Raw genomic sequence first — 25619 nt, forward strand, 5'->3', positions numbered from 1 at the left:
TTTTTTTACCTCTTTGAAATTTAAAAGGGGATATTTTATATCTTATTTTTAAATAGCCAAAATTTCATCTACAATAAGCTTTAAATCATCGGTGATTTTGTATAAATTTATATCTTCTTTTTTTATTGTTTTTTGGCTAACTAGCGTATTTTTTATAAATTCATCAAGCCCTTGCCAAAATTCACTCCCAAAAAGAAAAATTTTTACTTTTTTACTACCAACTTGTGCAAGTACTAAAATTTCAAAAAGTTCATCAAGAGTGCCAAAGCCACCCGGAAAGACGACAAATGCGACTGAACGATCGGTAAGTGCAAATTTTCTTGGGCTTAAATTTGAAAAGAGATATTTTGCTGTGACGTAAGGATTTGTATTTTGTTCAAACGGAAGTCTCACATTCAGGGCTATACTTGGCGATTTTGCACTATCAAACGCGCCCTTGTTTGCGGCTCTCATTATGCCGTCCCCGCCTCCGGTTAAGATAGCATATCCTAGCTCGTTTAGCTTATAAGCTAGCTCATAAGCCTTTTTGCAGTAGAAATTTTCTTCATCAAATCTAGCCGAGCCAAAGAAGGTAACATTTTTATTTTTATATTTTAAGACGTTTGGAAAATTTAAAAGATCGCTAACTAAATCATTATTCATTATTTTAACTGCTGAAGCCTCTCGCGTTTTGAGCCTATCTGAGTGATCTGGATGCCAAAGTTTCCATCGATTATGACAACTTCGCCAAGGGCTATTACCTTATCGCCGATCAAAATTTCAAGCGGATCGTTTGCTAATTGATTTAGCTCAATAACTGAGCCAATATCCATGGTAAGTACATCTTTTAAGAGCATTCTTTTTGAGCCGATACGAACACGAATAGGCAGCCTAACATCCATTATAAGCCCAATATTTCTCATCTCTTCAGCGCTAAATTCACCTTTAGTTACATGAGGAGTACTTGCTGCAGGTGCAGCTGGTGCTTCAGTCTTTGTTGGCTCAAAAAATTTCATTAACGAATGATCGCAAGCAAAACCGATATGCTCACTTAGATCTTCGATTTTGACATTAAATAAAAATAGCTTTTCATAAACACTAAAATCAAGCGAAGAATTTTCATCTAAAAAATTTACATTTATTACTTCAAAATTTATCTTTGGCATACCCTTTTGAGCACCCAAAGATGTACTAAAAGCACTAAAAAGATTTGAAAATATCTCTTTTGCAGCGTCAAGCTCATCACTACCTAAATTTTCATTCTTTGAAATTTCCTCTTCGCCCATCATCCATTCGCTAATGGCACTTATTAAAACCGGAGTGCATACTATCTCTGTTTTAGCATTGATGTCGCCACTTAAAGAGATATTGGCCATCACTACTGGTGGCTTTATGCCATTTTGCGTTGGTGCATCAAATTCATTTCTTTCACCAACTTCTGGAGCTCTGCCCGTAAGTCCTTCGATAGTAGCTTTTAATTCATTAGAAAATATATTAAAAAAATCATTCATCATCTTCGTCATCCTCTTCTTCTTCCATTTTGCGCTCATTAGCTTCATACGCCATCAGCTTTGCTTTTCGCTCTTCTTCGTATTTTTCTAAGATATTTTTGATCTCATCTTTATCAGAGCGTATTAACTGCTCAATCCTTATAGATTTTCTAAATCTATGAAGTCCGACTTCGGCTAAGAAAACTTCTTTTTTATCGATACAAACGATCGCCTTATCATCAGCTCCTCTATCAAGCCTTAAAATATCGCCTTCTTTTAAATTTAAAAACTCATTTACGCTGATAATCGATTTGCCAAGTATGGCTTCATATAAAATTTCTGCTCGTCCAATAAGTGTTTTTAGCTCTTTGTTTCTACTTTTTTTTGCACTCGTTTCGCCAAGCATAATGTCTCTGTTTGCAAGGCGTGAGAGTATCGGTTCAAGGTAGATGACTGGATAGCATAAATTTATCATACCGCTTGATCCGCCAACTATGATCTCCATAACGACCATAATGACGATCTCATTTTGAGAGACGATCTGTACGACATTTGGACTGCTCTCTTTGGCTTCCACATTTGGGTACATATCAGTTATCATTGACCAGCTCTCTTTTAGACGCTGCATGATCATTCTAAGCACCGCATCAAGCAAATTTACTTCGATGTCGGTTAGCTCTCTATTTGCTTCAAAATTTTCACCAGTTCCGCCAAGCAAACGATCTATCATCGGAAAAGCAATGCTTGGATTTATCTCCAAAACACAGTTTCCATCAAGTGGCTTTATAGAAAAGACATTAAAACTAGTTGGACTTGGCAAGCTCATCAAAAATTCGCCATAAGTCATTTGATCAACACTGTGAAGTCTGATCTCGACGATACTTCTCATAACACTAGAAATTTGACTAGCCAAATTTCTAGCAAGCTTATCATGGATGCCTTTTATCGCACGGAGTTGCTCTTTACTAACGCGGTTTGGACGCTTAAAATCATAAATAATAATCTGTTTTTGTTCGCCTTGCGATCTCTCTTCGACCTCGATACTACTCGTATCGCCGTCTTCATCAACAACTTCAAGTAGCGCGTCTATCTCTTCTTGACTTAAAATATCAGCCATTAAACCCCCAAGCTACGCCTAATACGATCAAGCAAACGTTTATGAATTTGTGAAATTCTACTCTCGCTGATATTCATGATCTGGCTTATCTCTTTTAAATTTAGCTCTTCATAATAATAAAGCTGAACCAACATCTGATCTCTTTCGTCAAAATCTTTTAAAGCTTCCTCTATTTTTAAGATGAGATCCTCTCTCTCAATGCTTTTCTCGACATCATTTTGACCAATTAGCTCCATTTGCTCGTCTATTGGCAAAATAGTAATGATACCGCTAACGCCTCTTGCCTCTCTTATCTTCTCAATATCTTCATTAAGCTTTTCGGCCAAATACTCATCGCTTGGCTCTTCTTCAAATTCATTAAAGTAGTTATCTATCTCGCTATTTATGCTCTTTACTAGCTTTCTATCGCTTCTGCTAACAACATCAAGCGTCCTTAGATAATCAAGCATAGAGCCATAAATTCTCTTTTTGCCATAACCCCAAAAAGAGTCATTTTGCTCCTTGTCATACTTCCTGCTAAGCTTTATCATCTCTTCAACGCCAATGCTTATTAGGTCATTTGTATCTATACTTGATGGTAGCCTCTCTTTAAGTCTAAACGCCATTGCACGCAGTGCTGGCATATATTTTAAGACGATTTCGTCTTGTTCTTTTTTTATCGTGTTTTTATAAGCGTTAAGCTGCTTTTGCTTTAACTCGTGCATTTCGTTTACCAGAATCAAAATTTTCAGCAGTCATTTTTACCATTATATTTTCCATACGCTTTTCTCTAGTATTTAGCTCAGAGATGAGATAGTCTGCGATCTCTTCGTGTTTTTGTTTGTCAAAAATTTTAGTTAAAGCCCTTTTCACATCAATGTAGTTCATGATAACAATGTGAATTATAAGATAAAAAAACAAAGTAATAACTAGTGTATAAACTAGCATTTCGATAGGCTCACTCACCTTTAACAAGGTAAAAACTATACCTACAAAAAAACCACAAACCGTAAAAAATGCTATAAAATTTTCTGCACGCAAAGCTCAATCTCCATCAAAATTGTTCTATCAAACGCTTAAAGAAGCCCCCAAAGCTCCTGCTTTGCTCATCGTTAAGCACTTTTCGTTCCAACCTATAAAGTAAATTCGAAGCTATCTGTTTTATCTGGGCACTAGGCTCAGCATAAGCAGCGTCGTCTGTAAAAAGCGTTCGTTGTTTTATACTTCTTGAAACATTCTTATCAGAAGCCACAAATCCTATAAGCTCTAAATTTAAGCTAGGCCCGATATTTGCATTAGCAACGCGTTTGATATTTTCATAAATTCTAGTCGCTTCTGCTTCATTTTTCACCATATTTAAAAGCAAAAGCTCACTATTTTTAAACCTTGAGACGATCTTTATGACAGCGTATGCATCGGTTATCGCTGCAGGATCAGGCACAGTTACCACCACGACCTCATCAGCCGCTTCTAAAAATAGCTGCGTGCTGCCGCCTATGCCAGCTCCGGTGTCAATGATCAAAAAATCAAGCTCATCAAGCTCGCTCGCCTCGTCTAAAAACCTCTCAAATAAAAATTGATTGTTAAATTTTAAAATTTCATCACCGCTTTCACCAGGAATGAGGATCAAATTTTTATTTATAGGTATCAAGATATCTTTTAGGCTGCACTCGCCTTTTAGCACGTGAAGTAAATTTTTGCCCATTTTTACATTTAGGATGACATCAAGGTTTGCAAGGCCGATATCAGCGTCAAATAGTCCTACTTTATAGCCATTTTTTGATAAAACATTTGCCAAATTTGCACTTATCGTGCTCTTACCAACACCACCTTTGCCGCTAGTTATCGCAATAAAATGCGTATTTTTGCTCTTACTTTGAGACTGGACTAAATTTTGTAATTTTTGCGCTTGATTATTCATCGCTAGCCTTTTGCTTTGTAAAGCCGTCAAACACACACTCTACTAAAAATTCGCTCTTTGCCTCCACAAGATCATCAGGCACCTCTTGGCCCACGCTAAAGTAGCTAACCGGCGTATTTGTCTCATATATCAGCGAAAAGACGTTGCCAAAAATTTTTGTCTCATCAAATTTGGTGATTATCAGCGTGTCAATATCCAAAAATGAAAACCCATTATAAATTTCTATCAGATCTTCAACCTTTGAGCCAGCCGAAAGGACCAAATTTACATCGATCTTTGCGCCGCTATGCTTTAAAAATTTATCAAGCCTTTCAAGCTTTTCTTTGTCATACTGAGAATTTCCAGTCGTATCAATAAGTATCACATCACAATAATTAAGCTGCTTTATAGCATTTTGAAAGTCATCTATCTCGATAACATCGAGTATAGGTAGCTTCATCATCTTTGCATACTGAAATAACTGCTCAACCGCTCCGATACGGTACGTATCAAGCGTGATGATACCTGTTTTATAGCGCTTTTCATTGCCGTAAGCAAAACGAGCAGCTAGCTTTGCAAGAGTCGTAGTCTTACCAACCCCAGTTGGACCAACTAGCATCATGATACGTTGTTTTTTATCGCTTGGCTCTTTTCTACAAGGTAGCATATTTCGCAAAAGCGAGTAGAAATATCTTTTTACCGCGGTTGGATTACTCTTCATCGAAACTGGCAAATTTTCAAGCGTAGTTTGCATGATAGCCTCTAAATGCTCCTCTTTCATGCCGCTTTGTTTTGCGAGCTTATAGATGCTAGCAAACTCGGGCGGGATCGAAAGATTGTTGCGATTTGGGGCTTTCTCGTCCCAGATCATGTCAGTTATGAGCCCTATTTTCTCGCTTAGCGCGCTTACTTGCTTTGCCACATCGTCTATTTTTTTATTCATGCCGTTTGGTATGCTTGACTCTTTATCTTTGACATCATCGATATTTACATTTGCGATCGTGCTTATCTCTTTTGCAGCAGCTGAGATATTTAAAAGCACGCTCTCGTTTGGATCGTAAGGCTCTGGCGATGCTGTCTTTGCCTCAAATTTAGCCGGCTCTTCTTTTATCTCAAATTTTGGCTTAGCAGGTTCATAGTTTTTATTAAATTTAGAATAGGCATTTTCGTAGTTTATGGCTTTTGTATTTGGTTTTGTGGGTTGCTTTACGTCGTCCTCTTCGACGCTTACTAAAATTTCATAAAGCGGTTTTTTATTTATCGTTTTGGCTTGAATTTGTTTTGTAGTAACTAGTATGGCCTTCTCACCGCACGTTTCTTGAGCCTTTTTCAAAGCCTCGATGGTGCTCTCGCCTGTAAAAGTATGAAATTTTGTAGCCATTTATATCCTTTTAACCTCTCATAAGCCCTAGTGGCACGATCACGCTAAGCCTCTTATCGGCTCCTGGGTGCGGGACGATAAGGCGCGGCGTCTTATAGACTTTTTTACTAAAATATAAAATATCCAGATCAAGCGTGCGTGGCGCATTTTTAAATGTCCTCACGCGCTTAAATTTACTCTCATAGTGCCCCAAAATTTTTAGAGTTTCTCTAGGGCTCATAGAGGTTTGTAAATTTATAACAGCGTTACTAAAATCATCCTGCGCTTCATAGCCAAACGCCGCATTTATAAGGATCGGCGAGACTTCAACTACGTGAAAACGTCTATCTTCACTAATCGCTCTTATAAATTTATCAAACCTCTTTGCGCTATCGCCGATGTTTCCACCCATACCAACTAGCGCCTCATACTTAAACTCATCTCTTTTATGAAAAAAACTAGGGCAAAAACGGCTTTTAACGATCTTTCTTGCTCCAGCTAGCCTCATAAAATCTCGCACCCACCTTCTCTTGCGACCACCACGTCCTCGATACGCACACCAAATTCATTTTCTAGATAAATTCCAGGCTCCACGCTAAAGACCATACCCTTTTTTATGAGCGTTTCGCTCCTTGCTGAGATGACTGGAAGCTCGTGTATATCGACGCCCACGCCGTGTCCTGTCGAGTGAAAAAAGACCTTTTCATATCCAGCCTTTGCTATCACGCTTCTTGCTGCAAGGTCTATCTCGCACGCCCTAACGCCAGCTCTAGTGATCTTTATCGCAGCAGCCTGAGCCTCTTTTACGATCTCGTAAATTTCTTGCATCTTGGCGTTTTTAAATTTTTGCTCCTTTGAGAAGTTAAAATTTTCATCAAAGCAAGCAGTTCTGGTGCGATCAGAGCAGTAACGCTTAAATTTAACCCCAGCATCAAGTAGCAGCAAGTCGCCCTTTTTTAAAATTTTATCCCCAGGCAGCGCATGCGCCTTTGCGGCATTTTCGTTTATCGCCACGATAGGATCAAAGCTAAGACCTAGCTCGTTTTTTTGCCTAAAGATGAGCGAGGCGTTAAAATGAAGCTCTTTTTCGCTCATCCCTTCGCCATTTTCACGCACAAATTTAGCAAATTCATCAAAGCATTTTGCCCCAAATTCGCTAGCCTTTTTTAAAATTTTTATCTCATCTTCGCTCTTGCAAATTCTCTTTAGCCTAGAGAAATTTGCCTTTGGCTTGAAATTTATCTTAAAGCCCTTGCTAAGCTCGTTATACTCGCTTAAGCTTAGCTCATCAGGGTTAAAAACGAGGCTATTTGGCTTCATCTTTCTTAAAAATGCCCTAACCTCGTTTATTAAATTTCTCTGAGCTAAAAGAACGATCACGCCTGCATTTACGCAACTTTTTGCCTCGAAATAATACCTCGCATCCGTGAAAAAGTATTTCACGCCATCAACGCATAGTAAAAACTCATTGTCGCAGCTGTAGCCGCACTCGTAAAATACGGCGTTTTCGTCCTTTAAGATGAAATTCATTGTGCGTTTTGATTTGCTCTTACTGCTTTGATTTGCTCAAAAATTTGAAGCATGCCTATCATCGCCAAATGATAGCCAACTGGCCCAAAGCCCACGATCTGGCCTGCTGCAACTGGTGCGATGAGGCTTTTGTGGCGGAACTCTTCTCTTCTATAAACGTTGCTGATATGCACCTCGATAACTGGCAGTGCAACCGCACTTAGCGCATCACGGATAGCGATAGATGTGTGAGTGTAAGCAGCTGGGTTTATGATGATGCCATCAGCATCGCCCAAGCACTCTTGGATCTTATCGACTAGCTCGCCCTCAAGGTTGCTTTGAAAAAACTCGATCTCAACGTCATTCTGATCGGCAACGATCTTCATTTGAGAGTGGATATCCTCCATCTTCATAACGCCGTAAATTCCTGGCTCTCTAGCGCCAAGCATATTGATATTTGGGCCTTGGATAACCATTATTTTTAGCTTTTTATCCATGTCACTCCTTTTTGATTAAATAGCCCAAATTATACATTTTCGTTCCTAAATTTTCGCTACAATAACAAAAATTTAAGGCTCAAATGTGGAAATTTTAAAAGCAAAAAAGATCATCGCTGGCGGAGAAAATCCAAAAATTTTAAGAAATTCTTGTGTCGTTATTGATGATGATAAAATTTTAGAAATTTTAAGCGAAAAAACAGCGATTGAGAAATTTAAAGGGGCGAAAATTTGCGACTTTGGTGACAGTGTGATCACCCCAGCCTTTGTAAATACCCACGTTCATTTAGAATTTAGCTCAAACATCAGCACCCTAAAATACGGCGACTTCATAAAATGGCTTGGCTCTATCGTCGACAAAGGCGGCGAGCTAGCCAAAATGGACGCCAAAAAAGCGATGAGTGGGGCCATAAATTCGCTGCTAAGAAGCGGAGTTTGTACCATTGGCGAGATCTCTAGCTTTGGCTCGGAGCTTGAAATTTTAGCCGCTAGCCCGCTAAAAGTCGTACTTTTCAGTGAAATTTTGGGCTCAAGTGAGCAGATGACTCACCAAAATTTGCAAAATTTCTTAGCTAAATTTGAAAAAATAAAGAGCTATAAAAGTAAAAATTTTACCCCAGCTATCTCGCTGCACTCGCCCTACTCTGTGCACCCCAAGCTCGCCAAAGCCGCCCTTGAAATGGCTAAAAAAGATGATCTTCTTGTTAGCACGCACTTTTTAGAGAGCAAGGCTGAAAAGCAGTGGCTAGAGCACGGCAGCGGTGGCTTTAAAAAGCATCTTTTAAGATTTAGCCAAGATCCAAAGCCGATGTATGACGCACAGGGCTACTTTGCGATGTTTCGTGAGATAAATACTCTCTTTACGCACTGCATTTATGTGAGCGATTTTGCTAAATTTAAGCCTCATCACAGCGTGACGCACTGCGCCGTTTCAAATAGGCTACTTGGCAAAAAGGCGCTAAATTTAAAAGAAATTTTCAAAAATAACGTCAGTCTAAACATCGGCACAGACGGCCTTAGCTCAAATATCAGCCTAAATTTTTGGCATGAACTAAGAGCCGCCCTTTTTACCCACGCTAGCCTTGATCTAAATGAGCTTGCCAATAGGCTTTTTGTAGCTGCAACGCATGGTGGCGCAAAGGCGCTTAGGACAAATAACGGCGAGATAAAGGCAGGACGCGCGGCCGATCTTGCAGTCTATAACGACCTAGAGTGCGATGATAACGAGCTAATACTGCAACTCATACTTCACACAAATGAAGCCAAAAAACTATATATCGGAGGCAAAATTTGCAAATTTTAAGGCTTATTTTTAGAGGAATTTTGGGAATTTTTAAATTTATAAATAACTACTTTAAGGCGCTCATATTTTTACTGATACTATTTTTCATATTTGCGCCAAATGGCAAGATAAAAGAGCCAAATTTGGCCCGCATAGACATCACAGGCACGATAATGGACACAAGCGAAATTTTAGATGCGCTCGAAAAAGCAAGGTTTGATAGCAACATCAAAGGCGTGCTGCTCTACATCGACAGCCCAGGCGGCGCGCTAAGTCCTAGCGTGGAGCTAGCCATGGCGGTCAAGCGGCTAAAAGAGAGCAAAAAAGTGCTCGCATACGCAGCTGGCAACATGGCAAGTGGCAGCTACTACGCTGGCGTAAATGCCGACACTATCGTAGCAAACCCGGGCGCTTTCATAGGCTCGATCGGCGTCATCATGCAAGGGGCAAACATCGAAAATTTAGCCAAAAATTTAGGCGTGAGCGAGCAGGTGGTGAAGGCTGGCGAGTTTAAAGAGGCTGGCACCTTTATGAGGAGCTGGAGCAAGCAGGAGCGTGAGAGCTTGCAAGGGCTCGTAAATGATGCTTACATGCTATTTGTAAGCGACGTGGCAGAGGCTAGAAATTTAGATATCAAGAAAAAAGATGAGTGGGCAAATGCGAGAGTCTTTTTGGCACACAACGCCCTAAAGATGGGGCTAATTGACAGCCTTGGTAGCTACATAGACGCTCAAAACGAGCTAGCTAAAATGAGCCTCGTAGATGAGTCAGTTTGGCAAGAAAAACCGCAGATCGAAAAGATAATTGAGAAATTTACAAAGCAAGGCATAAACTCGCTTTTTAATGCATTTTTTGAGACAAGGCTCAAATAATCAAAGCAAAATATTAAGGCGGGGACAAACTGTATATATAGTATAAATTTAGCTCATACTTTGCAAAAAATTTTTGGCTATATTTTTTAGCTTAAACTCGTAAAGTAGATTTGAAATTTTATCTGTTGATTTGATGTCCAGCCCAAGATCATTTGCTAAAATTTTGTAATAAATTTGTGGGCTATCTTTTAGATTAATTGGCGGTGATTTCGAGCTTTTTGAGAGCTTTTTGCCATCTTTTAAAAGTAGCTTATGATGAATAAAATTAGCATTATAAAAGCTAAAATTTAGCCTTTTTGCAAGGTATCTTTGAGCTAGTGTGCAAGGTAGCAGATCTTCCCCTCTAACAACCAAATTTACGCCCATGTCTTCATCATCTATCACGCTTGCAAAGTTATAAGCCGGAGTAAAATCTTTTTTGTAAATCACAAAATCGCCCATTTGCTCTGCCACAAGCTTACCAAGAGGGTCGCCCTCATCTACGCTTAGTCTAATGGTAGTCTTGTCTTTTATAAATTTTAGATTTTTATTTTTACAAATTTTAGTGTAAATGCCGTTTTTATAGGCATTCTTTGTGGTTCTTGAACACTCGCAGATATAAATTTCATCTAGTTTTTCAAGTACATCTTCGTATCTTTTAGCTCTTATTTTGAAGCTAAAATTACACTCAAAGTCACTTACGCTAATTGGACCTTTATCGTATTCAAGCCCTAAAAATTCCAAAACATCAAAGATATTTTGAACAAATTCTTGCCGGTATCTACTAAGATCATAATCATCGATACGTAAGTGCAAAATACCATTTACCGAACGTGTCAAAAGATAAGTTAGGATGAAGTTATAAGCATTGCCAGCATGCAAAAAACCACTAGGAGTAGGAGCTATACGGGATGCTATGCCACCATTTGGTGGCAAATAGTCATTAATCCCTTGGTCTAGCCTCATTTACCCTTAAAGTACGTCCGCCTAGTTCCTTTTCATTTAGCGCGTCTATAGCTTTTTGTCCCTCATTTGCATCGTCCATTTCAACAAAGCCAAAGCCCTTTGAACGCTCAGTTTCTCTATCTTTTACTATTTTTGCTCGCCTTACTTCACCAAATTGTGCAAAGGCTTCCTTTAATTCTGCCTCTGTCGTTCTATACGACAAATTTCCTACATAAATATTCACAGGAGTGTTCCTTAAAAAAATTACCGATTTATTCGGTTAGTGTGATAATAGCTAATTTTCGTCAAAAAGATGTAAAAAATCAAAAATTTATTATATTTTTTTGAAAAATATTCTTAAAAGGTACAAGCTCGTATATATAGAACTTTTATAACTATCACTAAACAAAATCTAATCTTAAGTTTAAAAAGAATAATTAAATAAAAAACTATTTTATCTTTATAAGCTATTTATAAAGTAAATCATTCTTTACTTTAAGATACGCTTCATCGCCAAGTAAATTTTTAACTATAAAAAGTGCAAATTCCATTGAAAAAGCAGGACCTTTTGCTGTAATAATATTTTGATCCCTCAATACACTCTTGTCGTTATCATAGCCCCTTTTATTACTTCTTACATTTTCTTCAAATCCTGGATAACAAACAAAATGATCTTTTAGCACACCAGCACTCTCGAGCACCATAGGAGCAGCACAAATGGCACAAATAAGCTTATTGCTTTTATCAAAATTTTGCAAAATTGCTTTGAGCCTTGTATCGTTTGCTAGATTGCTAGCTCCTGGAAGTCCGCCAGGAAGGACGATCGCATCGTAGTCTAGCTCTTTCATCTCGCGAAGTGTCACATCAGCTTTTACGCATATATTGTGGCACCCTTTGATATTTACGTCATTTAACCCAACAATAGAAGCTATCGCTCCAGCTCTACGTAAAACATCAACAGAAGTTAGTGCTTCTATCTCCTCAAATCCATCAGCTAAAATCACAGCAACTTTTTTCATAAATTTATCCTTTACAATAATATGTTTTATTTGTTAAGTAAAATTTTATATAATGTTGGCTTATTTCACAAGAAAGGACAGAGCATGCAAGTAAAAATTATTTACTGCAACTCTTGAAACTATCGTCCGGTAGCTTCTCGTGTAGAAGATGAAATAAAAGCGAACTTTAGTGATGCAAGAGTCGAAAAGGTTGTAGGTGATGGTGGAAATTTCATCGTCGAGGTTGATGGAGATGTTATATTTTCTAAGAAAGATCGCATCGGAAATGATGAAGCGAGATTTCCTCACGGTGAAGAGATCACAACTCTTATAAACAAATATCTCAAAGAAAAGTCGGCTTAATGCTAGCTACCGAGACGGGAAACCGTCTCGTTTTTCCCTATTTTTGACTTATAGTTCTACTATCCTAATATAAAAATTTTATAGTTAAAACATTTACTTATCTCGCTAAGAATTTTCATTATTTTATATATTTTTTTGATTTTTGAAGATTTTATGAGCTGATATTTGGCTATATTTGGATTTTTATAAAATATAAAAATTTTGTGTATTTTATGCTAGTGCTACTTGAAATTTTACAATGTATGAAATGAAGTTTTTGCTAAAGCCAATACTTTTTAAATAGTGACTTTAGCTAAGCATTAGGCTTACTAAACGTAAATTTAGTAAGAAAGATTAAGCTGCTTTATTTATTCGCACGCTCGATATACTCGCCGCGAACAGTATCCACACGGATAACCTCGCCCTCAAGTACGTGAAATGGTATCTGAACTACCGCACCACTCTCAAGAGTAGCTGGCTTTTTACCGCCTTGCGTATCGCCCTTGAAATTTGGTGGAGTCTCAACTATCTTTAGCTCAACTACTTGTGGCACTTCAACGCCGATCGCATTGCCATTGTGAAATAAAATTTCAACCATCATGCCATCGATCATCCATTTTTTAACATCACCCACATCCTCGTCGCTGATAGCAACTTGTTCATAAGTAACCGTATCCATAAATTGACAATATTCACCATCATCATAAAGATACTGCATCTCTTTTTCTTCAAGATGTGGTTGCTCGCATTTATCGCCTGCATGAAAAGTCTTTTCAAGAACTTTTCCGTCGATAAAAGATTTGATTTTTGCACGAACAAAAGCTGCACCTTTGCCCGGTTTAACGTGTTGATATTCTACGATTTTATAAGGAACACCGTCGATTTCTATCTTTAATCCCTTTTTTAGATCGCCCATTGAATATGAAGCCATTTTTTATCCTTTCAAAATTTTATATAACTGCGTATTGAGCCCAAACGCAAGCTTCAAGTGCGTTTAGTCTCTCTAACGTTTCTGCTTTTATATGTTCATCAACCAAAATGACAGCAAGTGCCATATTGTGATCATCTCTACCAAGGCGGAAGTCTGCGATATTGATCTTTTCATCAGCCAAAATTTTACTGATCTGAGCGATAACGCCTGGCACGTCATGATTTTTAAAGATGATCATCTTACCTTTTGGTTTAAAGTCGGTCTTAAAACCATTTATCGTTACGATGCGTTGCTGATTTTCACCAAATACCGTTCCACCAACGGTTACAATGCCATTTTCAGTAGTTAAGCGAACTGTGATTTTATTTTTAAAAATGCTATCTCCGCCAAGGCTAGTTTCAGTCACTATTCCTTTTTCATCGCATAAAAATTTAGCATTTACGTAATTTATCGCATCACCAAGACTCTCTTTTAAAGCACCTACGATTGCAAAAGTTAGCATTGAATTTGCATATTCGCTAATCTGACCGTGAGTCTCGATACGAATGGCCTTGATAACGCTTTTATTTATCTGTGCAGCAAGAAATGCCATCTTGCTTGTAAGATCGATATAAGGCTCAACAAATGGCGGTAGATCTTCTGTTTTTATAGGTAAATTTAACGCATTTGGATAGCTTATACCGCGAGCTGCTAAAATAGCTTGTTCGACTGCCTCTACTGCGATATTTCGCTGTGATTCAAGCGTATTTGCTCCAAGGTGTGGGGTGACGCTTACATTGTTTAGATCAAGAAGTGGATGATCAGTTGCTGGCTCTCTTGTGAAAACATCAATACCGGCAAATGCTATCTTGCCACTTTTTAGTCCTTCATAAAGCGCTTCTTCATTATAAAGACCACCTCTAGCGCAGTTTATAAGTCTTACGCCATCTTTCATTTTTGCGATCTCTTTAGCGCCTATCATATTGGTCGTCTCTTTAGTCTTTGGCGTATGGATCGTGATAAAATCACATGCTAAAATATCATCAAAATTTTTAGTGTAAGTACCGCCCATATCGATAACTTTAGATGGGTCAATATATGGATCATAAGCGATGATCTCCATACCAAAAGCTTTTGCACGAACAGCTACTCTCGAGCCAATATTTCCAAAGCCGATCACGCCAAGCTTTTTCTTAAAAAGCTCAACCCCATACCATTTCTCACGCTTCCAAATTCTATCTAGCTTTAGATCATTATGAGCGTATTCAAGAGATCTAGCTGAAGCTAGCATATGCGCCATTGTTAGCTCAACTGCAGCAATAGTGTTTGCAGTTGGAACGTTCATAGCTATTATGCCACGCCTTGAGCATCCTTCTATATCGACATTATCTACACCAACACCAGCTCTAACAATAGCTTTTAGTTTTTTACCAGCGTTTAAAAAGGCCTCGTTTACTTCAGTTGAGCTTCTTGTTATAGCAACATCAGCCTCGCCTAAAATTTTTAAAAGTTCATCTTTGGGAGTATTAACTGCGTCTATTACGTTTATATCTTGCTCTTTTTTTAAAAGTTCAAAACCTACTGGATGTATTGCATCGCAAACAATGATAGTTTTCATAATTTTACCTCTCTCACACTTGAGTGGATATCATAAACTCTTAGTTCTAAAATGATATTTTGTAGAAGCTTAGAGTCTTGAGTATTTAAAAATATCTGGCTTTTTGCACCATCTTTTACAACAGTAAAATCGACCTCGCTTTTTCTTAAAGTCTGCATCAAACAAAACATTGAATAGATATCATTTTTATCTATCAAAAGCTCATATGCAGTAATCTTTGGTTTTTCTATTTTGGGTCGGTTGTATTCTATAAAAATTTCATTTACAGGCAGCACATAATCTCTTTTTCTAATAGTTGCTAGCTCACTCATCCAGTTAATATTGCTGGTTGTATTTTTGGTTAAATTTTGCTCATTTGTGATATTTTCTTCAGGTATTTGACTGAAATTTACACTTGCAAATTTAACAAGAGAAATTCCAACCAAACCCAATATTACAAATAGCAGGACAACTACTAATAAAAGTACGCGTCTGCCCATTTAAACTAAAGTAATTGTTCTTTTATAATATCGCCAAGTGTTACTTTATCATCGTTATCATTGATCTCATTTAACACTTCACGCTCTTTTTGTTTTGCTAAACGGCGTATACTTAGGCGTATTCTATTTTTCTTCTCATCGATAAATGCGATAGCTGCTTCGATCTCATCGCCGATCTTAAGTGTGCTAACATCTACACTGCCTAGATCTTCTTTGCGGATCAGCGCATCAACGTTATCACCAAGCTCTACAAATACGCCAAAGTCTTTAATGTCGCGAATTGTTCCTTTTACGATATCACCTACATTAAATTTATCAGCAAATGCTTGAACTGGACTTTGTTTTAGATCTTTTAGACTAAGTGAAACTTTTTGTTCAGCGCTATCGATTTTGATGATTTTTACTTCAAGCTCGTCACCAGCTTTAAACATGTCTTTGCATTTATCGTTTCTATCCCAAGATGCGTCTTCGTTATGCAACAAACCTTCAACGCAGCCTACTCTAACAAATGCACCAAAATTTGTGATAGTTGTCACAACGCCTTTTACTACGTCACCTTCTTTGTGTTTTGCCTTAAACTCATCAAATGGCTTTGGAAGTAAATTTTTAAGGCTTACTCTTAGGCGGTGTCCTTTTGCATCTATCTCAATAACCTCAACATCGATCTCTTGACCTTCATTGATGTGGTCTTTTGGATTTTTTATATTTTTGTCCCATGAAATTTCAGATATATGTAAAAATCCTTCAATATCATTTCCAAGATCAACAAATGCACCATAAGGCTCGATATTGCTAACTGTAACTTTGATAGTGTCACCAACTTCTAGCCCATCATTTATGATCTCTTCCCAAGGATCTGGAGTAGCTGCCTTGATAGATAAAGACAAGTGGCGTTTTTCGTTGTCATAGCTGATAACTCTAACTAAAACTTTATCGCCTTCTTTATATAGTGAGCTAGGGTTTACTGGGCCTTTATAGCTTATCTCGCTGTAGTGAACAAGTCCGTCCACGCCGCCAACATCAACAAACATACCATAAGTTGTGATTTTTTTAACTGTACCCTCTATAACGCTATCATTTTCTACTATGCTCGATAGAGCTTCTTTACGCTTTTTGCGGTCGTCATCTAAAATTTTTTTTCTAGAGACAACTATGCTATTTTCTTCTTTATCAATTTTTATAACTCTTACTTTATATGTTTTACCAATTACACCTTCAGCGTTTTTAAAGCCGCTGTGAGTTTTTGGCAAGAAAAATTCCACCCCATTTACATCTTGAGTTATAAAGCCACCTTTATTTTTTCCAACTACTTTTACATCTATTTCGCCAGAATTTTCAGGATCGTAAGCTTCGATGAAAGCTTTAACTTTCTCTTTTCTAAGTGCTTTTTTGTGCGACACTATAGGTCTTCCATTTCTTGATCCAGTTATTACAACCTTGATCGTATCGCCAACTTTATGCGTAAGGTTGCCATTTGTATCAGTGATTTCAGAAACATTTAAAATGCCTTCTGACTTCTTGCCAACATCAATTAAAACCTCATCACCATTGATACTGACGATTTTTGCGTCACTATCTTCTTCAGTCTTTTTAAAAGACTCCTCTAACATCGCAGCAAAATCGATATCTTCGATATCTTCGTCTTTTGCTTTTCCTAATTGAACACTTTTGTTCACAGCCATCTTGATCCTTTAAATTTTATTATGCCAGTAGAGGCAAATTGGCTTATTATAGTTAATTGTGGCTTTAGCTAGGATAAATTTTATACTTTTTTGATTCTGTCAACGACTTTTTGTATGATCCAGTCAGGCGTACTTGCACCCGCACTTATACCACACAAATTTTTGCCATCAAACCATGACTTTTCAAGCTCTTCTTCGCTTTCAATGAGGTAGCTATCTTCGCAGAAATTTTTAGATATTAGATAGAGTTGTTTTGTATTTGAGCTATTTTTTCCACCGATTATTATCATCACGTCAGCCCTTTTTGCCAAATTTTTAGCAGCCTCTTGGTTTTCAAATGTCGCGTTGCAGATGGTGTTAAAAACACGCACCTCTTTTACGTGAAGCATAAGGTAGTTTGCAATTTGCATAAATTTCTCGACTTTTCTAGTTGTTTGGCTAACAAGTGCGACCTTTTGTTTAAATTTAATGCCCTCCAGCTCGCTCTCCTCAAGCACGACATAGACATTACCCTTTGCGTATGACTTCACGCCCTTTACTTCAGGGTGATGCATGTCGCCATAAATTACCACATCATAGCCCTCTTCGCTCATTTTTTCACAAATTTGCTGTGGCTTTGTCACAAACGGACAAGTTGCGTCGATCACTTTTATATCTGTCTTTTTTAGCTCTGCAAGGTCGTTTTTAGTGATGCCATGAGTGCGAATGATCGCCTTTTTCTCATCTTTTAGCTCGTCTATACCCTCAAGTGTTTTTACATTGTAGTTTTTCTCAAGCCTGTTTATCTCTTCATTATTATGGATGAGTGGCCCAATGGTCGCAGCATCTCCTGCATTTTCAGCAATCTTTATCGCCCTTTTTACACCAAAGCAAAATCCATAACTACTAGCAAGCTCAATCTTCAACTCTAGCTCCCATTTTCTTTAAAATTTCAGCAAAATTTGGAAATGAAGTGGCGATAAATTCGCTCTTTTCTATCTGTATGCCGCACTTTAGTCCAAGCACGGCAAAGCTCATCGCAATCCTATGATCTCCGTGACTATCGATCGTGGCAAATTTGGCCTCAGAGCCATTTATGATAAAGCCATCTTCAAGCTCGCTAGCATCAACGCCGCACTGCTTTAACGCATTTATCGTGACGGCTATCCTATCGCTCTCTTTTACACGAAGCTCTTTGGCATTTATTAGCTTACTTTGCCCCTTAGCGCAGGTAAATGCGATGGCTAAAGCTGGGGCTTCATCGATAAGCCACGAGATATTTTCACCAACTTCCACGCCTTTTAAGTTTGGTGAGTATTTAACCTCGATATCGCCGATATCTTCATATTTGCTTGAAGTTTTGTGAAATTTTATCTCAGCTCCCATTTTTTCTAGAATTTTATAAGCTTCGATGCGAGTTTTATTTAGCAAGATATTTTTTAAAATAATGTGTGAGCCCGGAATGATAAGTGCTGCGACTGCAAAGAAAAATGCAGAGCTCGGATCATTTGGCACGTCTATATCAAGTGGCGCAAGTGGGGCTTTCATCGGCTCCAGTGTGATCTCTAGGTCATCACGCCTTATATCAGCTCCCATGCCAGCAAGCATTCGCTCAGTATGATCTCTGCTTAGCTCTGGCTCGCTAAATTTGCAGCCATTTGAGTAAAGAGCCGCTAGTAAAAGCGCACTCTTTACCTGAGCCGAGGCGATCTTGCTTTCAAAACTAAATCTTTCAAATTTTGTCCCTCTTATGCAAAGTGGAGCGTTGTTTGCGTTGTTTGTGCCATCTATCTTTGCACCCATATCGTTTAGAGGTTTTGCTATTCTAGCCATTGGACGTGAGTTTAAATATCTATCGCCACTTAGCACGAAAAAGCCATCCTGTGCGGCTAGTAATCCCATAAAAAGCCTCATCGCCGTACCTGAGTTGCCACACTCTAAAATTTCATTTGGCTCTTTTATCTTTTGCGGCGGTGTGATCATTATTTCAGAGCCATTGTCCTCAACTTTTGCGCCTAAAAGCTCGACTATCTTTAAGGTATTTAGCGTATCGCCTGCTCTTAGATAGTTTCTAACGCGAGATGGTTTGTCGCTTAAAAGCGAAAAGATCGCGCATCTATGCGAGATGGACTTATCCGCTGCGATGTCGTCAATAGTTAAATTTAGACTTTTTTCTAATGGATAAATTCTCATCTTATTCCGATATTTAGTTTCTCTTTTAGCTCACCTAAAATTTTATCCATAAGTGCGTTTATATCGTCATCTTCAAGCGTTTTTTCCATATCTTGGAATATAAATTTGAGGCTAAGGCTGATTGCGCCATTTAGTTTCGCATCTTTATAGATATCAACCGGCAAAAACTCTTTTAGCTCTTTTAAATTTAGCCCTCTTATGCATTCATAAATTCGTCCAGCCTCGAAATTTTCAGGCACGATAAGGCTAAGATCCCTTGTTGTGCTTTGAAATTTAGAGTAAGGCACTGCTAAGACCGGTTCAAATTTAAGCTTTGCAAAATCAATCTCACAAACATAAGTTTTTGGCAAATCTCTCTTTGCCTCAACTCTTGCATCGACTCTACCGATATAACCGATATTTTCGCCATTTTGATAGATGTGTGCTTGTTCGTATGGGCTAAGGTATGAGATGCCCTGACAAGGTTTTAGTTCAAATTTGCCTATGACATTTTGCACCATTGATGCGAATGCATAGAAATTTGCCTCCTCGCCCTTTGCACCGTTTATAAGTGTTGGCTCTTTTAAAAGCCCAGATACGACAAAGCCTAAATTTAAGCCCTGGTTTGCATTTTCATCAAAAACTTCGCCAAGCTCAAAAAGTCTAACTGAGCGTTTTGAGTTTTTGATGTTTTTCTCGCTTGAGCTTAGAAGGTGATTAACAAGTGCTGGTCTAAGCGTGTTTAGCTCGTTGTTTATAGGATTTAGTATCTTTATCTTGCAAGGTTTGAAATTTAGCTCACTTAGCTCATCAAGGCTGTCAAAAACATAGTGCACACTTTCAAAAAAGCCATTGTCAGCTGCACGGTGCCTTAAATTTAAAGCATTTTTATAGTCAAAATATGTCTTATTTAGCCTATTTTTCTCAGAGAAATTTAGTGGTTTTGAGGCGATATTGTCTATGCCTACTATCCTTACGATCTCCTCACAAACATCGTGAGAATTTACTATATCATGGCGAAATAACGGCACTTTTACGTTAAAGCTTTCTTGCTCAACATTTACTGCGATCTCAAAGCCAAGTTTCTTTAAAATTTTAACGACATCATTTCTAGCAATATCTTGACCGATCATATTTTTAAGCTCAAAAAGAGAGATACTTAGTGTTATAGGCTCGGTGTTTAAAAGCGACTGCTGTGAGCCAGCAAAGAGATTTAGTGTATCTTTAAAATTAGCAAGCCTTTTAAATAAATAATCCGCACCATAAGCTAAATTTGGCTCGCTACCACGACTTGAGCGATAAATTTGATCACCCTTTGGTAAATTTTTATTTTCAAAAATAGCTTTTGAAACAACATCTGGCTTTACGTAGCTAGCTTCTACTAGGATCACTTTTGACTTCTCATCTACTCTTGCTACGTCACTTTGGTAAATTCCAGCAATGCCTAAATTTTTATCCCCGCAATAAACGACACATTCACCATTTTCGCCATTTTTTATATCAAAAACAGCTTTTTCGCCTTCACTTACTAGTTTAGCGTGATCATAAGCTCTAAATAAAACACCTGTGCAAAATGTCGCGTATTCAAGCAGTCTCTCAACTAAATTTATCTTTTGGCACTCTATTAATGCTAGACGCATGCGAGTTATTAGATTTTCATATAGTCCTTCTTTTAGCTCAAAAGCCTTATATAAAAATGATCCATTTACTTTATCCTCTGCTCGCACAGAAGCTATTCTGCCAATACCTAGTAAATTTTCGCTTTCATCGTCTTCGTGGCTATCTTTCATATTTAGATCAAGCGCTGCACAAATTTCTCTTGCGATGCCATGTAAATTTTGGCAATCGCCTCTGTTTGCTGTGACATCAACTTCGATTATCGTATCTTTAAATATCTCAAATTCACTAAGGCTTGTACCAAGTTTTAGCTTGCCGATGCTCTCATCAAGCGGTAAAATTCCATCATTTACCTTTGGAAGCCCCAGCTCACTTGAAGAGCAGATCATACCACTTGACTCGATACCTCTTAGCTTTGCTTTTTTTATCTCAAGACCATTTGGCATAGTCGTGCCAATAAGTGCAACTGGCACAAACTGGCCAGCTTCAACATTTTTAGCCCCACATACGATCTGAAGCGTCTCTCCACCAACATCCACTTGACAAATGCTTAGTTTATCGGCATCTGGGTGTTTCTCTCTACTTTTTATGTAGCCAACCACAATACTCTTTGGTAAATTTATCTCTTTATAGCTATCAACCTCTAGCCCGATAGAATTCAATGTCTTTGAAAGTGTCTCGCCGCTAACGTCGCTAAGGTCGATCCACTCGTTTAACCAATGCTTTGAAATTATCATTTAAACTGCTCCAACAATCTTAAATCTCCCTCAAAAAGCGACCTTAGATCAGGCACTCTATGAAGCAACATCGCAAATCTCTCAACGCCAAGGCCAAAGGCGTATCCACTTACATTTTTATAACCAACTGCCTTAAATACATTTGGATCAACGACACCACATCCAAGTACCTCAAGCCAAGTAGTCTGCTTGCACACTCTGCAGCCCTTGCCGTGGCAGAATATACAACTAATATCAACCTCTGCGCTAGGCTCCGTAAATGGAAAGAAGCTAGGGCGAAAGCGTACTTCAACATCGCCAAACATGTGCTTTAAAAAGCCCTCTAGCATTGATTTTAAATTTGCAAAGCTAACTTTCTCAGCATCTTCCACCACAAGGCCCTCGACCTGGTGAAACATCGGTGTATGCGTTAAATCCATATCACGTCTAAAGACGGTGCCTGGCGCTATCATGCGAATAGGTGGCTTTTGATTTAGCATAGTTCGCACCTGAACTGGGCTCGTATGCGTCCTTAAAAGTCTAAAATCATCTAGATAAAATGTATCTTGCATATCCCGTGCTGGGTGGTATTTTGGTAAATTTAGCGCTTCAAAGTTGTGAAAATCATCTTCTATTAGTGGTCCAGTTTCAAGTGAGAAATTTAGAGCTAAAAAATACTCAATTATCTTATCCATCGTGGCCATCACAGGATGAAGTGCCCCGCTAGCAACAGGCTCATTAAATAGCGTGATATCAGCGGCTTCTTTTTTCATCTTGTTATCTATCTCTTGCTCGCTAAGCTCAGCCTTTTTAGCTTCTATTAGCACGCCAAGCTCGTCTCTTTGCTTGTTTAAATTTGCTGCAAATTCCTTTTTCTCATCTTCGCCAAGCTCTTTTAGCTTTGCAAAACCTTGCGCCAAGATGCCCTTTTTGCCAAAAATTTCTACCCTGACTTTTTCCAAATCATCAAGCGTTGAAATTTCATTTTTGATTTTATTAACGAAATCTTGCAATTTTTTGCCTTTATAAATTTTTGAGTCGATTTTATAGAAAAAGAGTTAAAATCAAGATAAAGAGCACGAAATTTAAGCACACTTTGATATAATTTTGCAAAATTTCAAAGGAGCTAAAATGACCATATTTGAAAAGATCGTAGCTGGTGAAATCCCTTGCAACAAAGTACTTGAAAGCGAGAAATTTCTAGCTTTTAACGACATAAATCCAAAAGCACCGATCCACATCCTAATCATCCCAAAAAAACACTATAAAAATTTCCAAGAGATGGATCCGGTCTTAATGGGAGAGATGACAAAATTTATCCAAGAAGTAGCGACCTTAATGGGCGTTGATAAGAGCGGATACCGCCTTATAACAAACTGCGGTGAAAACGGCGGTCAAGAAGTTATGCATCTACATTTTCACCTACTTGGCGGAGCGAAGCTTGGCTGGAGCGAAGGCGTAGCTGATCCACAAAGCACATTTTAATAGCTTATAAATCTTAGACTCAAAGCCTGAGTCTAAAATTTTATTTTCTTGCAGACTTAATAGCTTCAAGCAACTCTTCAAAACCTACTTTACTTGAGTTTTCAACATCTTTTAATATTTCAACGCCAGGTAGATTTCCTTTATCTTTATCAGCAAAAATAACCATCGCTTTTTCTAGTCCATGATGAACATTTTCATGATGAGCTGCGATACTTGAGAGAATTTTGGCATCTTTTACAAGAGTATTTTTCACATCTTTTTCATACCATTTGCCAAATCTACACTCATGAACATCTTGAATCTTATTAAACTCATTTAAAAGTACGCCTCTATATCCATTTAGCTTCATATTTATATGATCTATTTTTCCATTGCTTACATAGACTTCATTTGTAACATTTAAAGCCTGATTTAGGATATTTTGCGTATTTGCGTTTACACTTGAGATATTTCCTTCAAATCCACCTAAAATTTTCATAGCATTTGCAGAAATTTTTGAGAAATTCTCACTCATTTCGATCATCGTATTCGCACTTTGCTTAAGTCCATTTATATTTACTTCTACTTCAAGTGTCGCCTTTTGCGTGCGCTCAGCAAGCTTTCTAACCTCATCTGCCACGACAGCAAAACCTCGTCCATGCTCACCAGCACGGGCCGCCTCAATAGCAGCATTTAGAGCTAGCAAATTTGTCTGATCTGAGATGTCTTTAATTAGATTTATAATCTCAACAATAGAATTTACGCTTCCATCAAGCGAAGAAGCGTCATTTGAAAGGTCATTACTCATCTGGCTTACTTGCTCGATCGAGTTTAAAATTTCAGCCGTTTGCGACTTGAGTTCGCCCGTCTCTTTGAAAGTCTTTTCATTTAGTCCGTTTATACTTTCAAGCATTTTTAGGTTTTCTTCCATTGTTAATTGCAAAAAATTTATACCATCTTGATAACTTGAAAGCAATAAATTTACAGCTTCTTGCTTATCCTTAGCTTGCTCTTTTGGCTCGCAAGTTTTAACGTTTTTTAGCTCATTTTTAAGTGCTAAAATTTCAGCCTTTAAAGCTTCATTTTCTCTCTCTAAAGCTTCATTTTTACTAGAAAGCTCTTTATTTTTGCCATCAAAAAACATTTTTCATCCTTTAAAATTTGTAGATTTCGCGTAATTATAACTCTTTTTTCTTAAGCCAGTAGTCCAAAATTTCTATCTGCTCATCAACGCTTTTATTTGCCGTGCCGCCCTGCGAACAACGTGCCTCTTTTGAAGCATGAAGATCTAAAAATTTAATAGCATTTGCATCTAAATTTTCATCCACACTTTTTAGCTGCTCTTCGTTTAGTTCACTCAAATCAAGGCCCAAACTTTCAGCTTTTGCGACAGCTTTGCCTGTGATAAAATGTGCTGTTCTAAATGGGATGTTTTTTTCACGCACTAGATAATCCGCCAAATCAGTCGCACTTAGATGGCCAGTTTTTGTAGCTTTTAGCATATTCTTTTCATTAAATTTAGCCGTTTTTATCATCTCATTTAGGATGATAGCCGAGCTTAAAATGGTTGAGACACTGTCAAACACACCCTCTTTATCTTCTTGCATATCTTTATTATAAGCAAGTGGCAGACCTTTCATCGTAGTTAGTAGCGCTACCAAATTTCCATTTACACGCCCCGTTTTGCCGCGTATGAGTTCAGCGACGTCTGGATTTTTCTTTTGAGGCATAATGGAACTTCCTGTGCTATAAGCATCGCTAATGCTTATAAAGCCAAATTCTTGCGAGCTCCAAAGTATGAGCTCCTCGCAAAGCCTAGAAGCGTGCGTCATAAAAACGCTAATGTTAAATAAAATCTCAAGCGCAAAATCACGGTCGCTCACGCTATCCATCGCATTTCGCGTGCAACCTGCGAAGCCAAGCTCACTTGCAACGATAGTTCTATCTATCTTATGAGGAGTGCCTGCAAGGGCTGCTGAACCAAGCGGACTTAGGTTGTTTCGCTCATATGAGCTAACAAAACGCTCGAAATCTCTTTTAAACATAAATGCATATGCTAGCAAGTGATAGCTAAGGCTTACTGGCTGAGCGTGCTGAAGATGTGTGTAGCCTGGCATTAACGTATCTTTGTGGTTTTTTGCCAAATTTGTAAGCGTGGCGATGAGCTCTTTGATGAGAGATGAAATTTCTAAATTTTTCTTCAATACGTAAAATTTAAAATCAAGCGCAACTTGGTCGTTTCTGCTTCTGGCTGTGTGCAGTCTGCCTCCAAGCTCGGCGCCGATGATCTGGCTAAGGCGCTTCTCAACTGCCATGTGTATATCTTCATCTTCTAGCTTAAACTCAAATTTACCTGCTCTTATCTCAGATAAAACCTCATCAAGCCCCTTTATGATCGCCTCTGACTCATCTTTTTTCAAAATTCCGCAAACCCCAAGCATCTTTGCGTGAGCCTTACTTCCAGCGATATCTTCTTCAAAAAGATTTTTATCAAAATTTATAGAAGCATTAAATTCCTCAAGTAGCTTCGAGCTAGCCTCGCTAAATCTGCCCTCCCACATCTTTTTGTGTACGTTTTTCTCTTCTTTCATAGCTTTGCCTTTAATTAGTTTTGCGTGATTTTAACAAAATAGCACTTAACTGGGTATTTTAACTATAAAGTTGCAAAAAAGTTATAAATATAATTTATCTTTAAGGATATAGAAATATAATTCAAAATATAACTTTTTAAAA

Annotated in this window: 27 protein-coding genes and 1 pseudogene; 4 read left to right on the forward strand and 24 right to left on the reverse strand. The window is 38.1% G+C overall.

The window, feature by feature from the left end:
• Positions 1-48: 48 nt before the first annotated feature.
• The 10 genes from ATCC51562_RS03205 to aroQ are packed head-to-tail and all read right to left on the reverse strand — an operon-like array spanning position 49 to position 7831.
• Complete coding sequence (locus ATCC51562_RS03205; protein WP_021090483.1) at positions 49-642, reverse strand: TIGR00730 family Rossman fold protein; 594 nt, start codon at positions 640-642, stop codon at positions 49-51.
• Positions 642-1493 carry a flagellar motor switch protein FliY gene (gene fliY, locus ATCC51562_RS03210; protein WP_035167232.1) on the reverse strand — a complete coding sequence of 284 codons (852 nt, stop codon included), beginning with the start codon at positions 1491-1493 and terminating at the stop codon, positions 642-644. Before fliY ends, ATCC51562_RS03205 begins: the two co-directional genes overlap by 1 nt.
• Positions 1483-2586 carry a flagellar motor switch protein FliM gene (fliM, locus tag ATCC51562_RS03215; protein ID WP_021090912.1) on the reverse strand — a complete coding sequence of 368 codons (1104 nt, stop codon included), beginning with the start codon at positions 2584-2586 and terminating at the stop codon, positions 1483-1485. The genes fliY and fliM overlap by 11 nt, the downstream gene beginning before the upstream one ends.
• The gene (locus ATCC51562_RS03220; protein ID WP_021090868.1) at positions 2586-3290 is read right to left on the reverse strand and encodes an RNA polymerase sigma factor FliA; all 705 of its coding nucleotides are present in this window, start codon (positions 3288-3290) and stop codon (positions 2586-2588) included. The genes fliM and ATCC51562_RS03220 overlap by 1 nt, the downstream gene beginning before the upstream one ends.
• A complete protein-coding gene (locus ATCC51562_RS03225) occupies positions 3262-3606 on the reverse strand; it encodes a hypothetical protein (RefSeq protein ID WP_021090750.1) in 345 nt (114 codons plus the stop codon). Before ATCC51562_RS03225 ends, ATCC51562_RS03220 begins: the two co-directional genes overlap by 29 nt.
• Positions 3607-3619: 13 nt before the next feature.
• Positions 3620-4486, reverse strand: a complete 867-nt coding sequence (locus tag ATCC51562_RS03230) for a P-loop NTPase (protein WP_021090665.1) — start codon at positions 4484-4486, stop codon at positions 3620-3622.
• On the reverse strand, positions 4479-5846 hold the full coding sequence (gene flhF / locus ATCC51562_RS03235) for a flagellar biosynthesis protein FlhF (protein ID WP_021090526.1): 1368 nt from the start codon (positions 5844-5846) through the stop codon (positions 4479-4481). Before flhF ends, ATCC51562_RS03230 begins: the two co-directional genes overlap by 8 nt.
• A gap of 10 nt (positions 5847-5856) precedes the next feature.
• On the reverse strand, positions 5857-6333 hold the full coding sequence (folK, locus tag ATCC51562_RS03240) for a 2-amino-4-hydroxy-6-hydroxymethyldihydropteridine diphosphokinase (RefSeq protein ID WP_021090539.1): 477 nt from the start codon (positions 6331-6333) through the stop codon (positions 5857-5859).
• Entirely contained in the window at positions 6330-7355 is a 1026-nt protein-coding gene (locus ATCC51562_RS03245) for a M24 family metallopeptidase (RefSeq protein ID WP_021090709.1), read from the reverse strand. Before ATCC51562_RS03245 ends, folK begins: the two co-directional genes overlap by 4 nt.
• Complete coding sequence (aroQ, locus tag ATCC51562_RS03250; RefSeq protein ID WP_009294223.1) at positions 7352-7831, reverse strand: type II 3-dehydroquinate dehydratase; 480 nt, start codon at positions 7829-7831, stop codon at positions 7352-7354. Before aroQ ends, ATCC51562_RS03245 begins: the two co-directional genes overlap by 4 nt.
• 85 nt (positions 7832-7916) lie before the next feature.
• On the opposite strand from aroQ, the gene ATCC51562_RS03255 reads away from it, so the two are divergent.
• Positions 7917-9134, forward strand: a complete 1218-nt coding sequence (locus tag ATCC51562_RS03255) for a metal-dependent hydrolase (protein WP_021090902.1) — start codon at positions 7917-7919, stop codon at positions 9132-9134.
• The gene (gene sppA, locus ATCC51562_RS03260) at positions 9122-9985 is read left to right on the forward strand and encodes a signal peptide peptidase SppA (RefSeq protein ID WP_035167236.1); all 864 of its coding nucleotides are present in this window, start codon (positions 9122-9124) and stop codon (positions 9983-9985) included. Before ATCC51562_RS03255 ends, sppA begins: the two co-directional genes overlap by 13 nt.
• Positions 9986-10033: 48 nt before the next feature.
• On the opposite strand, the gene ATCC51562_RS03265 is transcribed toward sppA, so the two are convergent.
• The 3 genes from ATCC51562_RS03265 to ATCC51562_RS03275 form a co-directional block, all read right to left on the reverse strand.
• Entirely contained in the window at positions 10034-10930 is an 897-nt protein-coding gene (locus ATCC51562_RS03265; protein WP_035167239.1) for a glutamate--tRNA ligase family protein, read from the reverse strand.
• Positions 10908-11153 (reverse strand): RNA recognition motif domain-containing protein, encoded by a 246-nt coding sequence (locus ATCC51562_RS03270; protein WP_021090713.1) that lies wholly within the window; start codon positions 11151-11153, stop codon positions 10908-10910. The genes ATCC51562_RS03265 and ATCC51562_RS03270 overlap by 23 nt, the downstream gene beginning before the upstream one ends.
• A 223-nt stretch (positions 11154-11376) precedes the next feature.
• Positions 11377-11928 carry a DJ-1 family glyoxalase III gene (locus ATCC51562_RS03275; protein ID WP_021090891.1) on the reverse strand — a complete coding sequence of 184 codons (552 nt, stop codon included), beginning with the start codon at positions 11926-11928 and terminating at the stop codon, positions 11377-11379.
• Positions 11929-12012: 84 nt separating this feature from the next.
• Between ATCC51562_RS03275 and ATCC51562_RS09895 the strand changes: the two genes are divergently transcribed.
• Positions 12013-12270, forward strand: coding sequence for a SelT/SelW/SelH family (seleno)protein (locus ATCC51562_RS09895; RefSeq protein ID WP_257640185.1), 258 nt, complete (start codon positions 12013-12015; stop codon positions 12268-12270).
• A 343-nt stretch (positions 12271-12613) separates the two neighbouring features.
• Here ATCC51562_RS09895 and efp read toward each other — a convergent pair whose 3' ends face one another.
• The 8 genes from efp to pheS all read right to left on the reverse strand — a co-directional run bounded on the left by efp (position 12614) and on the right by pheS (position 22435).
• The gene (gene efp, locus ATCC51562_RS03280; RefSeq protein ID WP_021090997.1) at positions 12614-13180 is read right to left on the reverse strand and encodes an elongation factor P; all 567 of its coding nucleotides are present in this window, start codon (positions 13178-13180) and stop codon (positions 12614-12616) included.
• Between the two features lie 19 nt (positions 13181-13199).
• Entirely contained in the window at positions 13200-14780 is a 1581-nt protein-coding gene (gene serA, locus ATCC51562_RS03285) for a phosphoglycerate dehydrogenase (protein WP_223154202.1), read from the reverse strand.
• Positions 14774-15256, reverse strand: a complete 483-nt coding sequence (locus ATCC51562_RS03290; RefSeq protein ID WP_035167241.1) for a hypothetical protein — start codon at positions 15254-15256, stop codon at positions 14774-14776. Before ATCC51562_RS03290 ends, serA begins: the two co-directional genes overlap by 7 nt.
• Positions 15257-15261: 5 nt before the next feature.
• A complete protein-coding gene (locus ATCC51562_RS03295; protein ID WP_021090731.1) occupies positions 15262-16938 on the reverse strand; it encodes a 30S ribosomal protein S1 in 1677 nt (558 codons plus the stop codon).
• An 80-nt stretch (positions 16939-17018) separates the two neighbouring features.
• Positions 17019-17843 (reverse strand): 4-hydroxy-3-methylbut-2-enyl diphosphate reductase, encoded by an 825-nt coding sequence (locus ATCC51562_RS03300; RefSeq protein ID WP_021090890.1) that lies wholly within the window; start codon positions 17841-17843, stop codon positions 17019-17021.
• A complete protein-coding gene (aroA, locus tag ATCC51562_RS03305; RefSeq protein ID WP_021090831.1) occupies positions 17833-19110 on the reverse strand; it encodes a 3-phosphoshikimate 1-carboxyvinyltransferase in 1278 nt (425 codons plus the stop codon). The genes ATCC51562_RS03300 and aroA overlap by 11 nt, the downstream gene beginning before the upstream one ends.
• The gene (gene pheT / locus ATCC51562_RS03310) at positions 19107-21443 is read right to left on the reverse strand and encodes a phenylalanine--tRNA ligase subunit beta (protein ID WP_021090822.1); all 2337 of its coding nucleotides are present in this window, start codon (positions 21441-21443) and stop codon (positions 19107-19109) included. The genes aroA and pheT overlap by 4 nt, the downstream gene beginning before the upstream one ends.
• On the reverse strand, positions 21440-22435 hold the full coding sequence (gene pheS, locus ATCC51562_RS03315; protein ID WP_021090995.1) for a phenylalanine--tRNA ligase subunit alpha: 996 nt from the start codon (positions 22433-22435) through the stop codon (positions 21440-21442). Before pheS ends, pheT begins: the two co-directional genes overlap by 4 nt.
• A 118-nt stretch (positions 22436-22553) precedes the next feature.
• On the opposite strand from pheS, the gene ATCC51562_RS03320 reads away from it, so the two are divergent.
• Positions 22554-22907 (forward strand): histidine triad nucleotide-binding protein, encoded by a 354-nt coding sequence (locus ATCC51562_RS03320; protein WP_021091047.1) that lies wholly within the window; start codon positions 22554-22556, stop codon positions 22905-22907.
• 40 nt (positions 22908-22947) lie between these two features.
• Here the strand turns inward: ATCC51562_RS03320 and ATCC51562_RS09975 are convergent, their stop codons facing one another.
• The 3 genes and pseudogenes from ATCC51562_RS09975 to argH form a co-directional block, all read right to left on the reverse strand.
• Positions 22948-23256 carry a CZB domain-containing protein gene (locus tag ATCC51562_RS09975; RefSeq protein ID WP_374048490.1) on the reverse strand — a complete coding sequence of 103 codons (309 nt, stop codon included), beginning with the start codon at positions 23254-23256 and terminating at the stop codon, positions 22948-22950.
• An 84-nt stretch (positions 23257-23340) separates the two neighbouring features.
• Positions 23341-23619, reverse strand: a pseudogene (locus tag ATCC51562_RS09980) (methyl-accepting chemotaxis protein); the annotation flags it as partial.
• Positions 23620-24064: 445 nt separating this feature from the next.
• Positions 24065-25477 carry an argininosuccinate lyase gene (gene argH / locus ATCC51562_RS03330; protein ID WP_021090853.1) on the reverse strand — a complete coding sequence of 471 codons (1413 nt, stop codon included), beginning with the start codon at positions 25475-25477 and terminating at the stop codon, positions 24065-24067.
• Positions 25478-25619 lie beyond the last annotated feature (142 nt).

Origin of the sequence: Campylobacter concisus ATCC 51562, assembly GCF_000466745.1 — a bacterium.
Taxonomy (GTDB): domain Bacteria; phylum Campylobacterota; class Campylobacteria; order Campylobacterales; family Campylobacteraceae; genus Campylobacter_A; species Campylobacter_A concisus_B.